This window comes from Burkholderia stabilis (assembly GCF_001742165.1).
GTDB lineage: Bacteria > Pseudomonadota > Gammaproteobacteria > Burkholderiales > Burkholderiaceae > Burkholderia > Burkholderia stabilis.
In genome coordinates this window covers 205,455-226,778 of record NZ_CP016444.1, presented here as the reverse complement: position 1 = coordinate 226,778, position 21,324 = coordinate 205,455, and the positions used below count along the sequence as shown (strand labels likewise).

Here is a 21,324-nt window from a genome sequence, read left to right as displayed (position 1 = left end):
CATGATTCCATATTTGCGGCCGGCCTGGTCAGTTGCCGGTTTTCAGTTGTTGCCACAGCCGGTTCTCGAGTCGCGCGATTTCCGCCGAACGCGGCTTCGAGAGCGCCATTTTGTCGAGTACGTCGGCGCTCAGGTAGACGTTCGGATCGTGCGCGACGGCCGGCGTCACGTACTGATGCGCCGCCTTGTTCGCGCTCGGATAGTAGATCTCGTTGGTGATGTCGGCGTTGACCTTCGGGTCCTCGATGTAGTTGATCCACTGCAATGCCGCTTCCGGATGCGGCGCATCCTTCGGGATGGTCATCACGTCGAACCACAGGATGCCGCCTTCCTTCGGGTTCGCATAACGAATCTCGTAGCCGCGTTTCGCCGCCGCCGCTTCGCGGCGCGCGACGCTGACGTCGCCCGACCAGCCCAGCACGACACAGACGTCGTTGTTGGCGAGATCGTTGTTGTAACCCGACGAGTTGAACTGCGTGATGTACGGACGCACCTTCTTGAGCATCTCGAACGCCGCCTGATAGTCGGCGGGGCTCTTGCTGTTCGGGTCCTTCCCGAGGTACTGGAGCGCGGCGGCGAACACGTCGTCCGGCGCATCGAGGAACGACACGCCGCAACTCTTCAGCTTCGACACGTTGGCCGGATCGAACACCAGTGCCCAGCTGTCGAGCGGCGCGCCTTCGCCGAGCGCCTTCCTGACGGCCTGCACGTTGTAGCCGACGCCGTCCGTGCCGTAGGCCCACGGTACGCCGTACTGGTTGCCGGGATCGGATTCGGCGATCTTCTTCATCAGCGCGGGGTCGAGATTCGCCAGGTTCGGCAGTTTCGTCTTGTCGAGCTTCTGGTAGACACCGGCCTGGATCTGCTTGGCCATGTAGTTCGAGGTCGGCACGACGATGTCGTACCCGGAACTCCCGGCCAGCAGCTTCGATTGCAACGTGTCGTCGCTGTCGTAGACGTCGTAGCGCACGCGCACGCCCGTTTGTTTCTGGAAGTCGGGGATCGTGTTTTTCGCGATGTACTCGGACCAGTTGTAGACGTTCAACTCGGCGTCCGACGCGCGGGCGGGCGTGGCCGACAGCGACGCGAAGCATGCGGCGGTCGCGATGGCGACGGGGAAGGCGAGACGAAAAACGCGGACGATCATGGTCACTCCCTTTCGAAACGAGGGCGGGGCGCTGCATTGCGCACGCGCGCCGCGGGGCTGTCGATGAGGCTCGCGACGGTTCGCTTCGAACCGGGGACGCACTGGCGGGCCTCGCCGGATATCGGGAATGACTGTATGCGGCGGCTTTCCGGCTGTCTGTCCATGAAATCCGTACAGCCGCACGGCGGTACGCGCCGGAAACCCGCGCGGGGAATTGGCAACGCACTTTTGGCGTGGTAACGGTAACCGTCCCATTCTTCCGTGCATCGTATGACCGACCATGAAGCCGACGCGACGATCGATATCCAGCTGGGCCAACTCGTGTTCATGTCCGACGCGCTGTCGGCCGTGGCCGGTGCGATCGGATCGCCGGATTTCGTCGCGGTCGTATTCGAGAACCTGACGCGTATCGTCGATTGCGATTCCATTCATCTGGATTACGAGGACGAATCGCTGCTCGATCGCCGGGTCGGCTGGATCGGCAGTTACGGAACGTACCCGGACCAGATCGAGCGCACGATGACGCACTATTACCGCGATTTCGCGCAGATCGATACGACGTTCGACTGTATCCGCGGCGAACGCGATACGCAGTTGCTGCAGTTGTCGACGCTGCGGTTGAACCCCGAGATTCGTCGCGCGTTTTACGACAGCGAGGATATTCACGACGAGTGCGTGGTCACGTATCGCGTAGACGAGCTCACCTATGCGCTGTCGGTATGCCGCGCGCGGCGGCTGCCGCCGTTTACGCTCAAGGAGCTGAGCATCGTCCGGCATGTCGCGCTGATCGTGTTGCCGCTGGCCGTCGCGCATCGGCGGATCGTCGGCGATCGGCCGGCCGATGCGGACGCGGCGCGCACCGGCGAAAGCATCGCCGCGCAACGGCTGACCCGCGTGTTCGAGAAACTGACGTCACGCGAGTCGGAAGTATGTGCCCGGCTGATTCGCGGCAGGAAGACGCAGGATATCGCGCACGAACTCGGCATTCGGCCGTCGTCGATCGACACGTACGCGCGCCGCGCGTTCGCGAAGCTCGGCATCGAATCGCGCCGCCAGTTGCTGAACCTGCTGCTGGATCATGATGCGCTCGACGCGTCGTCGGTCCGCAGAAGCGACGCGTGATCGTACGGTCATGGTCGGCGAATGCTGAGGACGAGCGGTCGACGCGTTACGCAAACGCGACACACGAGGAACACCGATTGAGCATCACATGGGACGGAATCACGGGCGCCGGCGTGCTCGGCGATGCGGAGGTCGCACGCCGGCACGCATTGGCCGACGCGGCGAAGGGCGGCAACTGGGCGACGATGCTGGATCTCGTCGCGAAGGATTCCTCGCTCGTCAACGCGACGAGGCCCGGCGGCACGTCGCTTTATACGCCGCTGCATCAGGCCGCTTACGGCGGCGCGCCGCGTGAGGTCGCCGCCGAACTGCTGCGGCTCGGTGCGTGGCGCATGCTGCGCGATGCGCAACGCTCGCGCGCGGTCGATATTGCGGTGGCGCGCGGGCATCGGCATCTGGTCGATCTGCTGACGCCGCAGCCGAAACGCTTCGTGCCCGATGGCGCACTGCGCGAAATCCAGCGCCATTTCCACGCCATGATCGTCGGCCGCATCGCGCACCTGCGCGTCGACGCACTGCGCTTGCCCGAACTCGAACCGCTGCTCGAATTCGACACGCAGGCCGATCACATGTGGTTTGCTGTGCCGGGCATGTATGGCGGATTCGGCTATGCGCTGCGTACGGACGGCGATGCGGCCGTGCTCGTGTCCAGCAGCTGGAGCCGCGTGGTCGGCGGCTCGGGCCAGCGGCACGAGATCACCGCGAACGGCTGCACGCTGGTCGAAGAAGGGTTCGTCTGACGTGAACCGCAACCACGCCGATATCGTTGCGTGCGCCACCAATATGGGTATTTGATCGCTAGGGAAAAGCGTCTGCCGGCACAAATGATTTTTGATCCTGAATCACGAATCGAGCATGAATTCGGGCGGAAGCCTTGCTGCCCGGGCGTTACCGATGACTGACGTGCCGACGCACATGATCGACACGGGCATCATTTTCGCCAATCAGACCTCGCGGGACTCAAGTGTGTCGAATTCCGTCTTGGACAGACTTAACCCGTCTCCCTAGACTGAACTCGCTTTCCTCATTCCTGGAGAAAATCATGAGTCTCAAAGGCACGCTGCCCGGCAACAAGATCCTCGGTTTCGGTACCGCTCCGCTCGGCAACATGTTCCGCAATATCCCCGACGCCGAGGCCGCGGCCACCGTCGAGGCTGCGTGGCAACACGGCATCCGCTATTTCGATTCCGCGCCGTTCTACGGCGCCGGCCTGGCCGAAATTCGGCTCGGCGACGCGCTTGCGCATCATCCGCGTGACGAATACGTGCTCAGCACGAAGGTCGGCCGCCTGATCCTCGACGAAGTGGAGGACGTATCGGCGCGCGATCTCGGCGAAAAGGGCGGGCTGTTCGAACACGGTCGGCCGAACCGCCTCGTCAACGATTATTCGGCCGACGCGACGCTGCGCTCGATCGAAGACAGCCTGAAGCGCCTGCGTACCGATCGCCTCGACATCGTGTGGGTGCACGACATCGCACAGGATTTCTACGGTGACGAATGGCTCGCGCAATTCGAAGTCGCGCGCAAGGGCGCGTTCCGCGTGCTGGGCAAGCTGCGCGAAGAAGGCGTGATCAAGGCATGGGGCCTCGGCGTGAACCGTGTCGAGCCGATCGAGCTGGTGCTCGATCTTGCCGAGCCGCAGCCGGACGGCATGCTGCTGGCCGGCCGCTACACGTTGCTCGATCACGAGCGCGCGCTGCAACGCGTGATGCCGGCGGCAGCCGCGAAGAACGTCGGGATCGTCGTCGGCGGCCCGTACAGCTCGGGCGTGCTCGCGGGCGGGACGCACTTCGAATACCAGAAGGCCTCGCCGGAAATCCTCGCGAAGGTCGAACGCATCAAGGCGATCGCCGCGCGCTACGACGTGCCGATCAAGGCCGCCGCGCTGCAGTTCTCGATGGCGCATCCGGCCACCGCCGCAGTGATTCCGGGCGCCAGCCGTCCCGAGCGGATCGCGGAGGACCAGGCCGCGCTGAACGTGGCGATTCCGGCCGACTTCTGGCGCGAGATGCGCGAGCAAGGCCTGGTGGCAGCCGACGCACCGCTGCCGATCGATCGTTGAGGCGAGGTGACGACATGGCACACGCCAATGCACACATCGAGATCGCGGCTTCGGCCGATACGGTCTGGCAACTGATCGGCGGCTTCGGTTCGCTGCCCGACTGGCTGTCGTATATTCCGGACAGCGAACTGAGCGCGGGCGGCCGCGTGCGGCGTCTCGCGAACCCGACCGGCGACGCGATCGTCGAACGGCTCGTCGCATTCGACGAAGCGGCGCGCAGCTACACGTATGCGATCCTCGAAGCGCCGTTTCCGGTCGTGAACTATCGCTCCACGCTGCGCGTGCGCGAGAACGGCCCGAATGCGTCGCAGGTCGAGTGGTCGGGCACGTTCACGCCGCACGGCGCGACCGACGACGAAACCGTGCAACTGTTCCGCGGTATCTACGAAGACGGTCTCGCGGAACTGGCCAGTCGGTTCGCTGCGGCCTGACTGCGCGGCTCGCGCGGCTGGCAAGCGGGGCGTCGCGATACAACGGCGCCCCGCGCATTCACGGGTTCTTCACGGGTTCATTTGCCGGCCGCCGCGGCCCCCTCGCCGCCGGTCAGGATTTCGCGGAAGACGCCGACCAGCGGCCGCAGGTTGACCTTGTGCCACGCGGCCCACAGCGGCGTGCGGTAACTGAACCACGGCAGCTCGCGCAGCACGACGCCTTCCGGCACCTGGTGCCGCAGGCTCTGCTGGATCATCGTCACGCCGAGCCCGGCGGCGACGAGCCCGAGCGCCGCGAGCGGCTCGGTCGCCTCCACCGACATGTCCGGCGAAAAGCCGGCCTTCGCGCAGGCCGCGACGAATGCGCCATGACGCGGTGCGCTTTCCTGCTGCGTCACGCCGATCCACGCCTGCGCGGCGAGATCGTCGGCCACGAGCGTTTTCTTTTTCGCGAGCGGGTGCCCGTCGGGCATCGCGAGCAGCATCGGATCGTTCAGCACCATCATCGAATCGAGTTCGGGATCGTCGGGCGCGGGCGGCTCGGTGACGAGCGCGATGTCGAGGCTGCGTTCGCGCAAGCCTTCCAGTTGCGCGGCCGATTGATAGTTGTACAGCGCGATGTGAACGGCCGGGCGGTCGGCGCGCAGCGTTTTCAGCGCGCGCGGCAGCACGCCCGAGTGCGTGGCCGTTTCCAGGTAGCCGATGCACAGGCCGCCTTCGTCGCCGCGGCCGAGCCGGCGCGCGAGCGCTTCGAGCCGGTTCGCGTGGCGCAGGAACGCCTGCGCTTCGCTCAGGAAGGTGCGCCCGTCACGCGTCAGGCGAATGCGCTGCTGGCTGCGCTCGAACAGCGTCAGGCCGAGCTTCTCTTCGAGTTGCGCGATCTGGCGGCTCAACGGCGATTGCGAAATATGCAGGCGTTCGGCCGCGCGGCCGACGTGTTCTTCTTCCGCGACCGCGATGAAATACTGAAGTTGGCGGATGTCGAGCATATAAGACCTTTTGAGACTCAAGTTTTGTGAATTATGTCTCGGTGGGACTTATTCATGCAACCCGGATGGAGGTCACTTTTTTGCCGGGTCCGATTGCTTTTATCCGGCGAAGTCCCTGTCGCAGCACGGTTGATGGTGGCGACGCGTTCGCCAGGATGCGGGAGAAGGGGAAGGGAGAAGGAGGAAGCGTGAATCGGCGGTGAGCGGCCATTTGATAGCCGCCGCGCCGGGTGCGCTGCATGCGCCCCGGCGCGTTGTCATTCAGGCATTCACGCGACTGCCGTGTCGGTCGTTGCCACGGCCGACACGGTTGCCGCGCCGCGCGCGGCCGCGCTTTGCGACGCCGCGGCGCCCGCAAGGCGCCGATAACGCGCAAGCGCCCACAGCGGGAAGTACGCGGTGTAGCCGTGATACTTCAGGTAGAAAATGCGCGGAAAGCCCGGCGCATTGTGCGAACGGTGCCACCAGAATCCGTCGTCCTGTTGCACCGACTGCAGATACGCGATGCCGCGCTTCACCGAGTCGGATTCGCAGTCGCCGAACGCCATCTGCGCGAGCAGCGCCCACGCGGTGAAGTTCGACGTGCTTTCGCCGCCGTTCGTGCCGCCCAGCTTCGGGTCGATATAGCTGTCGTTCGTTTCGCCCCAGCCGCCGTCCGCATGCTGCCGCGCGCGCAGCCAGTCGATCGCGCGTGCGATATACGGTTGCGACTTGTCCTCGCCGGCGAGTGCGAGGCCGGCCAGTACGCTCCAGGTGCCGTAGATGTAGTTCGTGCCCCAGCGGCCCCACCAGCTGCCGTCGGGCTGCTGCGTGCGCTTCACGTAGTCGATGCAGCGCGCGAGCGATTCACGGTCGGCATCGCGCTTCGTGACGCCGAAGCACAGCAGCACGCGGCCCGATACGTCTTCCGTCGGCGGATCGAGCAGCGCGCCGTGATCGGCGAACGGGATCGCGTTCAGGTACAGGCGGTCGCAATCGGCATCGAACGCCGCGAAGCCGCCGTTGCGCGATTGCAGCCCGCGCATCCAGTCGAGCGCGCGTGCGACGCGCGGCGCGTACGCGTGCGTGCCGTCCGCGTTGCGATGCGTGCGGCCGCGACGGTCGAGCATCGCGGTGACGACCGCGGTGTCGTCGATGTCGGGGTAGTACGGGTTCGCGTACTGGAAGGCCCATCCGCCCGGCTCCGTTTCGGCCGGCGCGTTTTCGATCCAGTCGCCGCGCAGGTCGTTCACCTGGCGCACGGCCAGCCAGTCGTAGGCGCGCGCGATGCGCTCGTCGAGTTCGCGCAGCGTGCCGGCCGATTCATCGGCTTCCGGCGCCGCCACGCCGCGCGCCTGTTCGAGCGCCATCGTGCTCCATGCGGTGTCCCACACCGGCGACAGGCACGGCTGGCAATACATGCTGCCGTCCGGCCGCGTGACCAGCAGCTTTTCGAGCGCGTTTTCGCAATCGCGCCGCAGCGGATGGTCGTCCGGGTAGCCGAGCACTTCCATCATCTGGTAGCTGTACACGATCGGCGGGAAGATGCCGCCGAGCCCGTCCTCGCCGTTCATGCGTTCCGCGCACCAGGCTTCCGCATGCCGGATCGCGCGCTGCCGCAGGCCCTTCGGCAACAGCGGCTCGATATGGCGAACCGTGCGGTCGAGCGCGAGGAACAGCTTGCGCATGCCGCTTGCAGGCGGGAAGTAGCGGCGCTCCGCTTCGGGCGCCGTGACGAACAGCTCGCGGATCGACACGTTGCGCGGATTGCGCGCGCTTGCCTTCAGCGAGCACAGCACGAGCAGCGGCACCATCGTCGTGCGCGCCCAGTACGCGACCTTGTACATCGAGATCGGCACCCACTTCGGGAACAGCACGAATTCGATCGGCATGAACGGCGCCGCGCGCCACGGCACCTGGCCGAACGTCGCGAGCAGGATGCGCGTGAACACGTTCGAGCGCGCCGCGCCGCCGAGCTTCAGGATCGCGTCGCGCGCGCGGATCATGTGCGGCGCGTGTTCGCTGTCGCCGGCCGCCTTCAGCGCGAAATACGCCTTCACGCTGCACGACACGTCCGGATCGCCGTCGACGTACAGCGCCCATCCGCCGTGCGTGTCGAGCCGCTGCGTCGCGCGCAGGTAGCGGGCCATCTTCTCCTGGCGCACGTCGTCGATCTTGTCCATGAAATGCATCATCAGGATGTATTCCGCGGTGATCGTCGCGTCGGATTCGAGTTCGAAACACCAGCTGCCGTCGGGCTGCTGAAGACGCACGAGCGCGTCGCGTCCACGGGCGATGGCGGTGTCGAGCGCGGACCAGGGGGAAGGGGCATTTTGTTCATGCGGCGGATCATACCATCCGGCCGGAATGTTTATATCGAGACCATCGGGTGCTACCATCCGCACCATGAAAAAACGCCTCGAACCCGTGCCGCGCAACGCTTCCGCGCCTGTCGAACCGGCTGGAACGGCCGTCGCACGGGCGCCTGAAGGATCATCGGCGCCGGCCGCCGCCACTACCGGCGTGCGCCGCAAAAAAGCGCCGGATCAGGTGCGCGCGCAATTGCTGGCGGCCGCATCGGAAATCGCGACGCATCAAGGCGTGGCCGCGTTGACGCTCGATGCGGTGGCCGAGCGTGCCGGCGTGACGAAAGGCGCGCTGCAATACCACTTTGCGAACAAGCAGGGGTTGCTGGATGCGCTGTTCGGGCAGGCGACCGAGCGGTTTGCCGGGCAGATGGCCGCGCGGGTCGCCGCGGATTCCGGCGGCGACGGCGCGGCGGCGCGGGCCTACCTGCACGCGGTGCTCGATGCGGCGCAACCGGCCGCGAGCGCGGACGTGCTTCGCGTGCTGGTCGCGTCGATGATTACCGAGCAGGAGACGCGCGCGCGTTGGTCGGTGCCGATGCGGGAATGGACGCGGCCCGATCCGGTGCCGATGGAGCGGGCGGCGACGCTGATGATCTGCCGGCTCGCGGCCGACGGGCTGTGGATTTCGGAATTGCTGGACAGTGTCGAGATATCGGACGAGTTGCGCGGGGAGATCGTTCGGCAGCTGGATGCGATGAGCAGGGGGGTGTTTCCGAAATAGTGCGTGTCGCCGGGTTGGCGCTACGCTGTGGCGGCGCAATTCAGCGTTGACGTCGGGACGCGCGAGGATGCCGCTCATGGCCGCCTCATGGCGAAACCGGAACCGAATCGCAGGGGGACGCATGCTGCAGATGAGCAGTGGCAGGATAAACGACCCGACAACGCTTTCGCCGGTCGAGATCGTCGAGGCTTGCGGGCAGCACGGGCGACTGGTGGTCCAGTTCAGCACGCCCGACGCCTACGACCCGGTGATCCTGCAATCGCTGAATGAAGCCTGCCGGCTCGCCGGGGACCGCCTTCAGGTCCGGTTTTACGGCCACTACGGGGCGCGGTTCGATGCGGCTTCGCTGCGCGACTTGCCTGAAGTGCGCGATCTTTCCGTCGATTGCCTTTCCGAGATCGCGAACGAGGAAGCAATCGGCCTGCTGCCCAAGCTGAAGCGTTTGGGCTTCGGGGTTTTCAACCTGAATCGTCCCGACTTCCTCGACACGATCGATCTCGGCCAACTCGAGCGGCTTGTGCTGGTTGAAAACCGGAAGCGGAATATCGATCTGTCGCCGCTGGCGCGGTGCGGATCGCTGAGCGAATTGTTCATCCACGACCATTCGAAGGGCATCGACACGATTGCAAGCCTGCCCGGCCTGCGCAAACTGACGCTCGGTTCCTACGCGAAAAAGCATCCGCTTGGCTTCGTCTCGGCCATCCCGGACCTGCGGGAAATGACGTTGATCCTGGGCGGTCGCGATGACATCGACGACCTGTCGAGCACCACGATCGAGATGCTGCAGATTCTGCGCGTGCGCGGGCTTTCCACGTTGGGCGATCTGTCGCGCCTGCCTTCGCTTTCCGCGCTGCGTGTCGAGGATCAGCTGCAGCTTTCGCGACTCGACCTGGCGGGCGTGAAGCTGGAGCGGCTGTGGCTGTTCAATTGCCGGACGTTGGCCGGATTGCCTGGACTGGATAGGCAGGACCGCTTGCGAGAGTTCCACGCGTCGTGCGTTGCGCTTGACATGGATGCGTTGCGTGATCGCGACTGGTTCCCGGCAACGCGTTCCGTCAGCTTGTTTTCGGGCAGCAGGAAATGGAATGACGCCGCGAAGGTGAGCCTTGCTGCGCGCGGGCTGGACGAGAAGGCGAGCCGGTGGCCATGATTCGCCTTGTTCGAACCCGCTTGTCCGCGATCGCGCAGTTGGCTATGCTGGTGCGCATGACCCGATCGCATACCTCTTCGATTATTCGCGCCGCACTTGTGCCGGCGGGGTAGCCATCGACTGAATGCATGCGATCACAACCCGCCCGGAAGGCGGGTTTTTGCTTTCTGGGCCATCGACGGAGAGCCTGGAATGCAGACCGGGAAGCAGCTTCACACGATAGCATCGGATGATGCGGTATTGCTCCACATGGTATGCGGCAAGATCGCATCCGGGAAATCGACGCTGACCGCGGCGCTCGCAAGCGCCGAGCGGACCATCCTGATCAGCGAGGACGACTGGCTCGCTCGCCTCTATCCGGCCGAGATTCTGTCGATCGCCGACTATGTCCGATGTGCAACGCGTCTCAAGGATGTGATTGCCAATCACATCGGTGCGTTGCTGCAGGCTGGTATTTCGGTGGTTCTGGATTTTCCGTTCAATACCGTCGCTGCACGCGCGTGGGGGCTGGCCGTTTCGCGGGCCGCCGGCTGCGGTCATCGGCTTCATTACCTTGATGTAAGCGATGCGGTTTGCAAGGCACGACTGCATGCGCGCAACGAGCGCGGCGAGCATCCATTCCAGGCATCGGATGCCGAGTTCGAGCAGATCACGCGGTACTTCGTCGTGCCGGACTCCGCGGAGGGGCTGGACATCGTTGCTTATGACGAAGCGGGGGCGTGAGCGTGCAGGCGCCGGGCGGCCAGACAGCAGACAAAATATGCGCGGCCACGGGCGGCGTTCGTTAGAATCGGCTTTCGTCGAGAAAAAACGAATTCGCATCGGTGCAGCGGTACCCAGTCAAAGACACTGCTTGCCCTGACTTCATAGTTCATCCATTACCGGAGACGACCATGCCAGGTTTACTTCCCGATGTTGACCGCGAGGGGCTCCTCGAATATTCCGTGGTTTACACCGATAGATCGATCAACCATATGTCGCAGCTCTTTCAGGGCGTCATGCGCGACATTTCCGCTTCGCTGAAAAAAGTCTACAACGCGAAATCGGTCGTCGTCGTGCCGGGTAGCGGGACGTTCGGCATGGAAGCCGTCGCACGGCAGTTCGCGACGAACAAGAAGTGCCTGGTCATCCGCAATGGCTGGTTCAGCTTCCGCTGGTCGCAGATCTTCGACATGGGCAGCATCCCGTCCGAAACGACGGTGCTGAAGGCGCGTCCGGTCGAGCAGGGGCGGCAGGCCGCCTATGCGCCGGCGCCGATCGAGGAAGTGGTCGCCGCGATCAGGGAACACAAGCCGGATCTGGTCTTTGCGCCGCATGTCGAAACCGCCTCCGGCATGATGTTGCCCGACGCGTATTTGCGCGCGGTGGCCGACGCCGTGCATGCCGTCGGCGGCATGTTCGTGCTGGATTGCATCGCCTCCGGTACGGTCTGGGTCGACATGCAGGCCAGCGGCGTCGATGTGCTGATCAGTGCGCCGCAAAAGGGCTGGAGCGCATCGCCGTGCTGCGCGCTGGTCATGCTCAGCCCGCTCGCGCGCGAACGAATCGATGCGACGACCAGCACCAGCTTCGCGTGCGATCTACGCAAGTGGCTGCAGATCATGGAAGCGTATGAGGGCGGCGGGTTCGCGTATCACGCCACGATGCCCACGGACAGCCTCGCGACGCTGCGCGATGTGATCAAGGAAACGGACGCATACGGTTTCGACAAGGTGAAAGCGGAACAGCTCGAACTCGGCAAGCGCATTCGGGCGCTGCTGGCCAGCAAGGGGTTCAGGAGCGTGGCGGCTGAAGGGTTTCAGGCACCGGGTGTCGTGGTCAGCTACACGGACGATGACGGTATCCGGTCCGGGAAGAAGTTTGCCGATGCCGGTTTGCAGATTGCGGCTGGCGTTCCGCTGCAGTGTGATGAGCCCGAGGACTTCAAGACTTTCCGGATCGGGTTGTTCGGGCTGGAGAAGCTGCATGATGTCGAGGGGGTGGTTGGCAGGTTCTCGGCGGCGTTGGAGCGGGTTGTTTAGGGTGTTCTGTGGAGTATCGCGCGCCTGAATCGGTGCTGACAGGGCGTGTGCCGCAATTCACAGTCTTCGCGGCCGCCGCTTGATGCTCAAGCGGCGGCTTTTGTCGCTACGTCGCAGGATTGACTTCAACTTTGCTGAAGAGAATGGTGAAAACCGGCGCGTTCGAGATCGGTAACAGCGCCTCCTGAACGTTCGGGCGCTGGTGGGAAATGTTTGATGTTAGGAGGGCTGCGATCGACCCGCATCAGCCCTTCCGTGCAGAGAGGCACCAATGGCTGCCTCCGAAGTGTTTCGGACGATCGTCTTCCTACTGGGTTGCGGTCACAGTCCAACTCTCGTGGTCATGTATGCTCGGCAACCAAAGTTGTGTCGATCGAGAACACGATGCGCGGACGACTCAAGGTTAACCTGCGAGACCTGCGTTGAAAGCATTCCTGCGCCCCGCCTGCCATGCGACACGATCTCGACGGTGATGAAGGGCGCATTCGGAATGCAAGGCAGCTAAATGAAAAGGGCGGGGGATGCCGGGCTATGTGTAGGAGGCGTGCCTTCACTTGCGAAGTGAGCTGGGAAGTCGGTGCATTTTCGCGTGCGAAATGAATCGGCGTTTGAGCGCCGTCAGGCGCAAAAACATGCGCACCTGCCCCGCATCCAGTTCGCTGCGGGGCAGGCTCGAGCGTAGCCTAGGCTGCGCGTGCCTTACCGGCGCGGCGGCGCGTTGTCGCGGCCGCCTCCCGACTTTTGGCCATCTTGCTTGCTGGGCCAGCCGGCGCCTTGTTGGTTGTCGCTGCTCATGAGACATCTCCTTTAGGTGGTTGCGTGCAATGACGTCGCACAGGAGAATGATCCAAGAATCCTTCCTTGCATATCTTCCAAAAAATGGAAAACCAGTCGGGTATCGGTCAGTTGACGCTTGGGGAGATCTTCTTTGGCGACAAGCTTGCACCGTTGTGGCCGCTTGTCATAAGCCGTCCGCTCAAGCTATTTCCCACCGCCTTAGGATTGATGCCCGGTATTCCATCGGTGCCGTCGCGCGAGTTCCTAGTGCGCATCTTCACCGACTATCCCACCCATCAGGCGCTACTGCGTGATCTGGTCGGCGATCACTTCAAGAACTTTGAGAATCATGTTCGGGGCAAGCATCATGTTTCGCCAACAACCTTAAAGGGCATCGCTGATAAGTTTGGAGTCGATGAAAGATTTATCAGTGCCATGAAACATGGCAATGCGGAGGGCCCTTTGCTGCCACCCTTACTATCCCTGTTCGGGCTCTCCGAGGCCATCCCGAATCTCTTTTTTGCTGCGGTAGTGAAGACGGGGATTCCCTGTCAGCATTGCGGCGGGAATCTCATCGATGATCGCGACTCGTGGTGGAAGAAACAACCCCTGCGGCTTCCCAAGCCCGCGTATGACCTGATCGAGCGATTGCTTGGAGCTCTGTTGGTAGCTACGGGTTTTTATGTTCTTGTTAGGGAAATCGAGCGTGAGGCGCCCATTGAGGAAATCATTCAACTCGCCCATCCGTCCAGGCATCCTTTTGGTAACTGGATTGGCAAGGTCATGCAATCTCATGGTGTCGAATCGTATTACAAACTCTGTTCCCAGTACGTCGCCGATGGCACCCCACTACCGATCGATGAGAACAGAATCAGTAAGTGGGCGAGCGGCGGTGAGTTGTTGCCGATTGCGATCGGGGCCAAGCTGACCGCTGGCCTTACCGATGCAGAAGTCCTGCAGATGGATCTTCACGCTGCACGAGCCATAGCTCTCATCATCGATCTCGCAACCGCCGCCACCGTAGGCGACGCGGGGCCGACAAGAAAACTTGTGCAAGACATGATCTTTCGGCGCCTCGAAACTATCCACAATCACTTCCGCCTTTTTACGCGCGTGTTTGTGGCGCGTATCGAGGAAAAACGGCAGTCCTAGTCGCGGCTATACCGTTACCGCTGCAGACTGCGTGGCTGTCTTCGAAGCTGAGCCAACTCGCGAATGTTTTGACGATGAAACGAGCGAACGACTCTTCATGGCCGATTACCGACATACGCAATCCGGACTGACTTCCCTTTCCAAACCTCCTAAGCCCGGAGCACAATACCCCCGAATCCCTGCCGGAACCACCACACCATGCCCCCATTCCAGCCCGCTGGATGGCACACCGTCACGCCCCGAATCGTCGTCCGCGATCCGGAGAACCTGATCGAATTCATCCGCACGGTATTTCACGCACAGGGCGAATTCCGTCCGGGGCTGCCTGCCGAAATCCGGATCGGCGACTCCGTCGTGATGATCAGCGGCGGAGACGGCCTGCGTGATCCGATGCAGGCGTTCCTGTACGTCTACGTCGCGGATGCCGATGCGGTCTATCGGCGAGCAATCGCGGCGAATGCGGCCCCGCTCGAAGTGCCGGCCGACATGCCGTACGGCGACAGGCGGGCGATGGTGCGCGATCCGTGGGGAAACGTTTGGCAGATTGCCACGCACCAGCGCGACCTGTCGGCTGACGAGATCCGTTCAAGGCTAGCGAACGACGGATAGTCAACGGTTGCAGCGCGGCACGCGAGCCCGGAACTCGTCTCCCACCCGCAGCCGCCGGACATTTGCCTACGGGATTCCCACCCGCTCCGAGCGTCAGCGAACGCACCGACTGCACGTATCTCCCCATACCTCCTCTGTCGCAATCGTCAAGATTTGCGTCGCGTGCAGATAAAACCTCTCCACCCAACCCGCCGTTAACCCGTTCGCAGCCCTCGCGCCACGTGTTGCGACGTGACGCCCGTCTTTCGTGATCCGGAATTCACATCCGCCGCTGGCCGCGCCCGGCCGGCGCAAGGGAACGTCATGCGAAAACATTTCACTATCCGTGGTGGACTCATCGCGACCATCGCCGGCTATACCGTCCTGCTCGTGCTGGTGGTCGGCGCATGCATCGCCGGCCTCTACATGAGCAACGGTTCGCTCGAGGCGATGTACCGCGACGACACCGCGTCGCTGCTGCACCTGAAGACCAGTTCCGAGCGGATGCTCGTGCTGCGCGAACGCATGAGCGATGTCGCGCAGATCATCAGCGCCGGCCAGTCCGCCAAGACGGAGGTCGCGCAACTGCACACGCTTCTCAAGCAGAGCAATGACGAACTGGACGCGTACACGCGCCTGCACACGCGCGACGCGAACGAGCAGGCGTTGTTCGACACGCTGCAGAATCGTCGCAAGGCGTTGCTCGACCGCGTGTTCCTGAAGGCACTGTCGCAACTCGACGGCGACGACGCGTTCAACTTCCTCGACACGCAGCGCACGGCGCCGCCCGCGCTGTTCGCTGCGTACCAGGATGCGATCGACGCGCTCGAATCGTTCCAGGTCGCACGCGAAAAAGCCCGCTACGAAGCGGCCGGCGTCCATTTCCACCGGATCGTGTGGGGCATGGCGGCGGTCGCCGTGCTGGCGCTCGTCGTCGGCTTCTTCGCGCAGCGCGTGCTCGCGAAGGCGATCATCGAGCCGATCAATCTCGCTGTCGACCAGTTCGAAAAGATCTCGAAGGGCGACCTGACCGGGACGGTCGTCATCCCTGGCGAGAACGAAATGGCTTATCTGTTGAACGCGCTGAAGCGGATGCAGAACGGCCTCGTCGACACCGTGAGCCAGGTGCGCACGAGCACCGAGACGATCGTCGGCGACGTTCGCACGATCGCGAGCGGCAACGTCGACCTGTCCGCACGCACCGAGCAGCAGGCCGTGTCGCTGCAGCAGGCGGCGGCCAGCGTCGAGCAACTGACGGCGGCCGTGCGCCAGAATGCGGACAACGCGCGCGATGCGCGCACTTACGTTGAGGGTGCGGCCGGTATCGCGGCGCGCGGCGGCGAGGCGATGCAGCGCGTCGTCGAGACGATGTCGGCGATTTCGCACAGTTCCGCGCGGATCTCCGGCATCGTCGGCGTGATCGAGAGCATCGCGTTCCAGACGAACATCCTCGCGTTGAACGCGGCCGTCGAAGCCGCGCGTGCAGGCGAGCAGGGGCGCGGCTTCGCGGTCGTCGCGACGGAGGTGCGCGGGCTCGCGCAACGCTGTGCGTCGGCGGCGAAGGAAATCAGGGATTTGATCGGCAATTCCGCGCGGCGCGTCGAAGACGGCAGTGGCCTCGTCGCGCTGGCCGGCTCGGCGATGGACGAACTGGTGGCCGCAGTCGAGCGCGTCAACGCGATCATGGGCGAAACCAGCATGGCATTCGACGAGCAGTCGTCGGGCATCGAGCAGGTGAATGTCGCGGTCATCCAGATGGAGCAGACGATGCAGCGCAATGCCGCGCTGGTCGAGGAAGCGGCGGCCGCGGCGCTGTCGCTCGACGAACAGGGTTCACGGCTGAGTGCGGCGGTGGCGCAATTCCGTTTGCGTGAAGAGGCCGTCGCTTGATACGCGCGTATTCGCGATCAAAGCCGGATCGTCGATGAAGAACGCAGCGGTGTCGCGCCGAAGAACGCCGCCGTTTTCTTCCGGTATCGCGCACAAGAGGTCGAAACGCGCATTCGTCATTCGTTGTTAATACAACGAATTTGCCGAATCGTATCGTGAGCAAACTTACTGCGGCGATTCCTGAAACGCGTAGTCGAAGCGATACGAATGCTGACCGTTGTCGATGTTGATCGTCATCGAGCCCGAGAGTCCCAGCAATTCGCCCGTCCCGGAATCGGGTACGACCGTGATCGACTGCTTCGGCTGACCGCGAGTCATCGTGGAGCTGTGTTGCAGGACGAAGCTGCCCTGGCGGCCACCGAGCACACCTTGCACGGTTTCCATTGCAACGTACCCGGCGGAGCCTTGCACATTGCTGCGAAACGCGAGCATTTCACCGTGGCTGGCGGCTTCCAGGTCGCCGTGATAGTGCTTGTCCAGCGACATGCGTCCAAGCCCGCTGTTTTCCGCAATGCTACTCAGGGATTCTGGATTCAGCTTCACTTCAAAAGGACCGCTGGCCAGCAGTTTCATCGCAGATCTCCTCGTTGAACAGGCACTCCGCACTATAAGCCAACGGCGTTCTGCCGCAAGATGCGGTTTGCGTGACCGGATACGCCGTCGAATCGTGTGCTGCGCCGCACTTGGGGCGATAATTGAAACCTGGTCTTCAATCATCCGCACCCGTGACTACACCTGCATTCGCCCCCTTTCAGGATCTTGCCGCGACCTTGCTCGCTCACTGGAGCGACGCCAATGGCGACGGCTCCCATGACACGTCGCATTTGCAACGCGTGTGGAAGAACGCTGCGGCGATTCAGGCGGAGGAGGGCGGGGATGCCGAAGTGCTGTTTGCGGCAACGCTGCTGCACGACTGCGTGCCGGTAGAGAAAAATTCTCCGCTTCGGGCGCAGGCATCGCGGCTGTCGGCGGAACGGGCCCGGCTCGTGCTGAAGTCGCTGGATTGGCCGGACGCGAAGATCGACGCCGTCGCACATGCGGTCGAAGCGCATAGTTTCTCGGCCGGCGTCGCGCCGACGACACTGGAAGCCAGGACGCTGCAGGATGCCGACCGGCTCGACGCGATCGGCATGCTGGGTGTCGCAAGGTGCTTTTATGTCGCGGGCCGAATGGGTAGCGCGTTGTATGACCCGGTCGATCCGCACGCATCGGAGCGTGCGCTCGACGACACGCGATTCGCGATCGATCACTTCCACACGAAACTGCTGAAGCTGGCGTCGGGTTTTCAGACGGCTACCGGCGCCCGCCTCGCGAAAATCCGCCACGATCGGTTGCGCCGTTTTCTCGACGAGTTCGCCGACGAAATCTGATCCGGTTGGCGCGTCGCACTGCGGCAGGTTTCGTCGAACGAGTCGGTTACAGCAGGGGCCGGACAGTGAGCGGGACCGTGGCATCAAGGACGACAATGGCGCGAAGCATGCGATACCGCATTGCGTTATTTGCCGTCACAGCACTGCGCGACAGAAGGCTCGCCTTTGCCGCCGCACGTGGCAACCGTTCTTGCGATGGCGCTCGCCTTGACGGGGCTCGCGTTGATGACGGACGACGCAAGCGCGCCGTCACGCACTTCGACGCTGGCACGGTGATCCGGCAAGAGGCGAAGCCAGACGGTATTCGCCAACTCGTCACCCGTGCGCCACGTACCTGTTACCTGTCTTTTCAGTGAATACGGCGGAACATCGACTTCCGCGCGTTCGCAGTTCGCCGCGTCGGCCGAAATCTGTTCCAGCCACTTCACCTTGAGCCGTGCGCCTTTGTTGCCATCTGGCGGCACGACGAAGAATACGCAGGTGCTGCCGTAATGTCCCCTCGAACATTCGGCGCTTTCTCCTTCTGTCGGTGCTTCGGGCGAGCCGGCGGCAACGTCCTCGAAACCGCCGCTCCACTGTTGCACCATTGCCGTTTCCGGCAGTCGATTCGACAGATCCTCTTCTGCGTCGGCCGGGGAGGCGGGTTCGATCCCCGCGCGACTCACGCTTCGGCCAGAGCTATTGATCAGTTTCATCGCAACACGCTGCGGCCCCAGCCGGCCCTGGATCTCCTGACGCGGTGCAAGCGATTTCCATTGTGTTTCCGGCGTATCCCAGGTCGCATCGGCGAACCAGTCGGCGGCAACGCGGTTTCCGGGAAGGAAATGGAGAAACAACGTGGCGTCCTGGTTGAGCGATGCAGGCACGCCGAGCGTCGCGGTCATGTTGTCGTAGAACGTGCGCCCGTCGACCGTCTCTCTCGCCACCCAATTGATGTAGAGCCGATCCGTCGTCGAGGTCGAGGTCGAGGTCGAGGTCGATGCAGATGCAGATGCAGATGCAGATTCCGATCCCGGAACGGAGGGCCACAGGTCGAGGTTGCCGTGCTCCGATGGCCCCCAATAGATTGCGTTGCCGGAAGGCAAGTACCCCACGAACGCGACGCCTTGCAGCCGTTGCTTTTTGTTCTGCAGGAGTTGATTTCTCGCTGCGGTGTACCGGTTCGACCAGTAGTCGCGATCGTATTCGGCGGAAACGACCATCACGTTGTCGATGCCCGCGTCCGGTTTCCGTGTCTCGTCGCGGACGATGACGGGGACGATGAAAGGCGCGTTGGTTTGCTTCGTCGAGACATCGTGCTGGTCATGGTCGTTTCCGCATGCGGAGAGTGTCGAGAGCAGCATGGCTACGACAACCAGTCGCGAGTGCGAGCCCGGGCGGCGGATCAAGATCGAAACTCCCTATTCATCTGTAGGCGCTCATCGAAGACGCAGTACGGATGACTGGCGTGATCGAATGAGCGAGACTTTTTCGCCAGCCATGGCGGCGGGCGAAAACCGGATTTTTGGCGATGTGCGCGTTGATGTCGACTGTCTCGACGAGCATGATCGTCACGCGCTGCAAGGTATCCTCGCGAAGATCTGGCAGCATCTGAAGCGGCAGCGGGCGTGACGCGTTGCAGGGTCATGCGACGATGCCGGCAATCGTTGGCACGGTACCTGGCACGACGGCCGCATTGCGGCCAGTGACGCAGCGTCAAACGCCGCCCGACGGATAGAGCGCCTTCACCTGCGACAACTCGTCGATGAATCGATCCTTGAGCGCCTGCGGCCCGAGGATTTTCAGGTGCGCGCCGTACTCCAGCAGCTTGCGCGCGCCGTGCTCGATCGATTCGATCGGCATCAAACACTCCTTCCACCCCGGCGGCACCTCGGCGCCGCCTGCGTTCTGTAAAACCGGTGCGGTCTTGATCCTTGCGTTGGTCAGCCAGGTTTCGCCGCGCGGCGACACGGCGACGTGCGCAGTCAGCCGATAGAGATCAGTTTCGTACCGGCTCATCGCGTCACGCCAGTGCGCCGCCAGATCGAATCGCGCAGGGCGCTTGAAGCGGCGGCGCGATGCGTTGAATTCGCAGATATTCGCGACGCGGAAGGTGAGTGCGCCGGGCTTGCCCGTCACCCTGGCAATCAGATACCAGGCGCCGCCCTTGAGCACGAGGCCGAGCGGTTCGAGCTCGCGGCGGGACAAGCCGCGCCAGCTCCGATACTTCACGTCGATCCGGTGGGAACTCCACACGGCATCGGCGACTTCGCGCAGAAACCCCGGTGTTTCCTGCGCCCGGTACCAGTCGACGGTATCGACATGCAGGCGGCTGGCGACGCGATCGGCCTGCTCGCGTGAGCCCGGCGGCAGGCTGGCCATCATCTTCAGCCGCGCGGAGGTGGCCATGCCGTCCAGACCCAGTTCTCGCGCCGGGCCGGGCAAACCCGCCAGAATCAGCGCATGCGCTTCGTGCTCGGTGAGCCCGGTGAGATCGGTGCTCCAGCCGTCACGCAGCTGAAACCCGCCATTACGGCCGCGGTCGCCCCAGATGGGCACGCCCGCCGTGGAGAGCTGGTCGATATCGCGCAGGATCGTGCGCTCGGATACTTCCAGCGCTTCGGCCAGCGCCGGCGCGGTCATCCGGCCGCGCGCCTGCAGCATCATCATGATCGACAACAGGCGACTGGCTTTCATCGGCGACACCTCGCTGGAATACCTGACATGAGGTGTCATGTTATCGGACTTATGCTTTATCGCATGCCTGATCCTGTCCATCGACGCGAAGGTCAAACATGAACGAAAGCATTCGACGAAAGCCGCTCGACGTAGTCGAGCTGCGCCGGTACACGCTGCATCCGCATAAACGCGACGTGTTGATCGATCTGTTCGACCGCGAGCTGGTCGAAACGCAGGAAGCGGTTGGCATGACGGTCATGGGCCAGTTTCGCGACCTCGATCGTCCTGATCGGTTCATCTGGTTGCGCGGCTTCGAAAGCATGGAAACCCGGCTGGGCGGGCTGACTGATTTCTATGGTGGCCCCGCATGGAAAGCCCATGCCGATGCGGCCAATGCGACGATGATCGACTCGGATGACGTATTGCTGCTGCGGCCGGCGTGGGACAACGCGCACTTGCCCGTCGACCTCACTCGCAGGGCGGCGCGCGACGCCGTGGTCATCCCGCCGGGGTTCGTCGATATCACGGTTTACTATTTGAACGAACCCGCACCGGCGCAGCTTCTCTCGTTTTGTCGCGAACGCATGTCGAGCGTTCTTGACGCCGGCGGCGCGACAGCCCAGGGGTGGTACGTCACGGAGCCGCGCGAGAACGATTTCCGTCGATTGCCGGTGCGGGCGAACGAGCAAGTGCTGATGGGCGTTGCCGTGTTTCCCGACATCGCGCGTTTCGACGCGTTCAGCCGCTCGAATCGATGGGCGCACGAGATTGCGCCCGAACTCACGTGCTGGCCGATCCGCGCGACCGACACGCATCGGCTGGTGCCGACTGCCCGCTCGGCCGTTCGTGCGTGAGCGTGTTCGAGTTCGACGTTAGCTGCCTTGCCTCGAAGGAACAA

Annotated in this window: 20 protein-coding genes; 14 read left to right on the top strand and 6 right to left on the bottom strand. The window is 63.3% G+C overall.

The window, feature by feature from the left end:
* Positions 1 to 28: 28 nt before the first annotated feature.
* Positions 29 to 1,147, bottom strand: a complete 1,119-nt coding sequence (locus BBJ41_RS33655) for a polyamine ABC transporter substrate-binding protein (protein WP_069750659.1) — start codon at positions 1,145 to 1,147, stop codon at positions 29 to 31.
* Between the two features lie 270 nt (positions 1,148 to 1,417).
* Between BBJ41_RS33655 and BBJ41_RS33650 the strand changes: the two genes are divergently transcribed.
* From BBJ41_RS33650 to BBJ41_RS33635, 4 genes are all read left to right on the top strand, one after another.
* The gene (locus tag BBJ41_RS33650; protein WP_069750658.1) at positions 1,418 to 2,269 is read left to right on the top strand and encodes a helix-turn-helix transcriptional regulator; all 852 of its coding nucleotides are present in this window, start codon (positions 1,418 to 1,420) and stop codon (positions 2,267 to 2,269) included.
* A 77-nt stretch (positions 2,270 to 2,346) separates the two neighbouring features.
* Positions 2,347 to 3,009, top strand: coding sequence for an ankyrin repeat domain-containing protein (locus BBJ41_RS33645; protein WP_069750657.1), 663 nt, complete (start codon positions 2,347 to 2,349; stop codon positions 3,007 to 3,009).
* 302 nt (positions 3,010 to 3,311) lie between these two features.
* Complete coding sequence (locus BBJ41_RS33640) at positions 3,312 to 4,331, top strand: aldo/keto reductase (protein ID WP_069750656.1); 1,020 nt, start codon at positions 3,312 to 3,314, stop codon at positions 4,329 to 4,331.
* Positions 4,332 to 4,345: 14 nt separating this feature from the next.
* Positions 4,346 to 4,762, top strand: a complete 417-nt coding sequence (locus tag BBJ41_RS33635) for an SRPBCC family protein (protein WP_069750655.1) — start codon at positions 4,346 to 4,348, stop codon at positions 4,760 to 4,762.
* A 77-nt stretch (positions 4,763 to 4,839) separates the two neighbouring features.
* On the opposite strand, the gene BBJ41_RS33630 is transcribed toward BBJ41_RS33635, so the two are convergent.
* Positions 4,840 to 5,751, bottom strand: coding sequence for a LysR family transcriptional regulator (locus BBJ41_RS33630; RefSeq protein WP_069750654.1), 912 nt, complete (start codon positions 5,749 to 5,751; stop codon positions 4,840 to 4,842).
* Positions 5,752 to 6,020: 269 nt separating this feature from the next.
* Positions 6,021 to 8,003, bottom strand: a complete 1,983-nt coding sequence (gene shc / locus BBJ41_RS33625) for a squalene--hopene cyclase (protein WP_069750653.1) — start codon at positions 8,001 to 8,003, stop codon at positions 6,021 to 6,023.
* Positions 8,004 to 8,136: 133 nt separating this feature from the next.
* On the opposite strand from shc, the gene BBJ41_RS33620 reads away from it, so the two are divergent.
* From BBJ41_RS33620 to BBJ41_RS33590, 7 genes are all read left to right on the top strand, one after another.
* Positions 8,137 to 8,820, top strand: coding sequence for a TetR/AcrR family transcriptional regulator (locus tag BBJ41_RS33620; protein ID WP_069750652.1), 684 nt, complete (start codon positions 8,137 to 8,139; stop codon positions 8,818 to 8,820).
* Positions 8,821 to 8,941: 121 nt separating this feature from the next.
* Complete coding sequence (locus tag BBJ41_RS33615) at positions 8,942 to 9,970, top strand: hypothetical protein (protein ID WP_156814961.1); 1,029 nt, start codon at positions 8,942 to 8,944, stop codon at positions 9,968 to 9,970.
* Positions 9,971 to 10,162: 192 nt separating this feature from the next.
* Positions 10,163 to 10,693, top strand: a complete 531-nt coding sequence (locus BBJ41_RS33610; RefSeq protein ID WP_069750650.1) for a P-loop nucleotide/nucleoside kinase family protein — start codon at positions 10,163 to 10,165, stop codon at positions 10,691 to 10,693.
* Positions 10,694 to 10,863: 170 nt separating this feature from the next.
* Entirely contained in the window at positions 10,864 to 11,991 is a 1,128-nt protein-coding gene (locus BBJ41_RS33605) for an aminotransferase class V-fold PLP-dependent enzyme (protein ID WP_069750649.1), read from the top strand.
* An 861-nt stretch (positions 11,992 to 12,852) separates the two neighbouring features.
* Positions 12,853 to 13,920 carry a hypothetical protein gene (locus BBJ41_RS33600; protein ID WP_156814960.1) on the top strand — a complete coding sequence of 356 codons (1,068 nt, stop codon included), beginning with the start codon at positions 12,853 to 12,855 and terminating at the stop codon, positions 13,918 to 13,920.
* Between the two features lie 198 nt (positions 13,921 to 14,118).
* Positions 14,119 to 14,529, top strand: a complete 411-nt coding sequence (locus tag BBJ41_RS33595) for a VOC family protein (RefSeq protein WP_069750647.1) — start codon at positions 14,119 to 14,121, stop codon at positions 14,527 to 14,529.
* A 303-nt stretch (positions 14,530 to 14,832) separates the two neighbouring features.
* A complete protein-coding gene (locus BBJ41_RS33590; RefSeq protein WP_069750646.1) occupies positions 14,833 to 16,398 on the top strand; it encodes a methyl-accepting chemotaxis protein in 1,566 nt (521 codons plus the stop codon).
* Positions 16,399 to 16,563: 165 nt separating this feature from the next.
* Here the strand turns inward: BBJ41_RS33590 and BBJ41_RS33585 are convergent, their stop codons facing one another.
* Entirely contained in the window at positions 16,564 to 16,971 is a 408-nt protein-coding gene (locus BBJ41_RS33585; RefSeq protein WP_069750645.1) for a DUF3224 domain-containing protein, read from the bottom strand.
* Between the two features lie 152 nt (positions 16,972 to 17,123).
* Here BBJ41_RS33585 and BBJ41_RS33580 point away from each other — a divergent pair, with 152 nt between their 5' ends.
* Positions 17,124 to 17,768, top strand: a complete 645-nt coding sequence (locus tag BBJ41_RS33580) for an HD domain-containing protein (protein ID WP_069750644.1) — start codon at positions 17,124 to 17,126, stop codon at positions 17,766 to 17,768.
* A gap of 125 nt (positions 17,769 to 17,893) precedes the next feature.
* Here BBJ41_RS33580 and BBJ41_RS33575 read toward each other — a convergent pair whose 3' ends face one another.
* On the bottom strand, positions 17,894 to 19,111 hold the full coding sequence (locus BBJ41_RS33575) for a hypothetical protein (RefSeq protein WP_069750643.1): 1,218 nt from the start codon (positions 19,109 to 19,111) through the stop codon (positions 17,894 to 17,896).
* On the opposite strand from BBJ41_RS33575, the gene BBJ41_RS40850 reads away from it, so the two are divergent.
* A complete protein-coding gene (locus tag BBJ41_RS40850; RefSeq protein WP_156814959.1) occupies positions 19,110 to 19,379 on the top strand; it encodes a hypothetical protein in 270 nt (89 codons plus the stop codon). The genes BBJ41_RS33575 and BBJ41_RS40850 overlap by 2 nt on opposite strands.
* Before the next feature lie 84 nt (positions 19,380 to 19,463).
* Here BBJ41_RS40850 and BBJ41_RS33570 read toward each other — a convergent pair whose 3' ends face one another.
* Positions 19,464 to 20,483, bottom strand: a complete 1,020-nt coding sequence (locus BBJ41_RS33570; RefSeq protein WP_236872197.1) for a helix-turn-helix transcriptional regulator — start codon at positions 20,481 to 20,483, stop codon at positions 19,464 to 19,466.
* A gap of 59 nt (positions 20,484 to 20,542) precedes the next feature.
* Here BBJ41_RS33570 and BBJ41_RS33565 point away from each other — a divergent pair, with 59 nt between their 5' ends.
* A complete protein-coding gene (locus tag BBJ41_RS33565; RefSeq protein WP_069750641.1) occupies positions 20,543 to 21,280 on the top strand; it encodes an NIPSNAP family protein in 738 nt (245 codons plus the stop codon).
* Positions 21,281 to 21,324 lie beyond the last annotated feature (44 nt).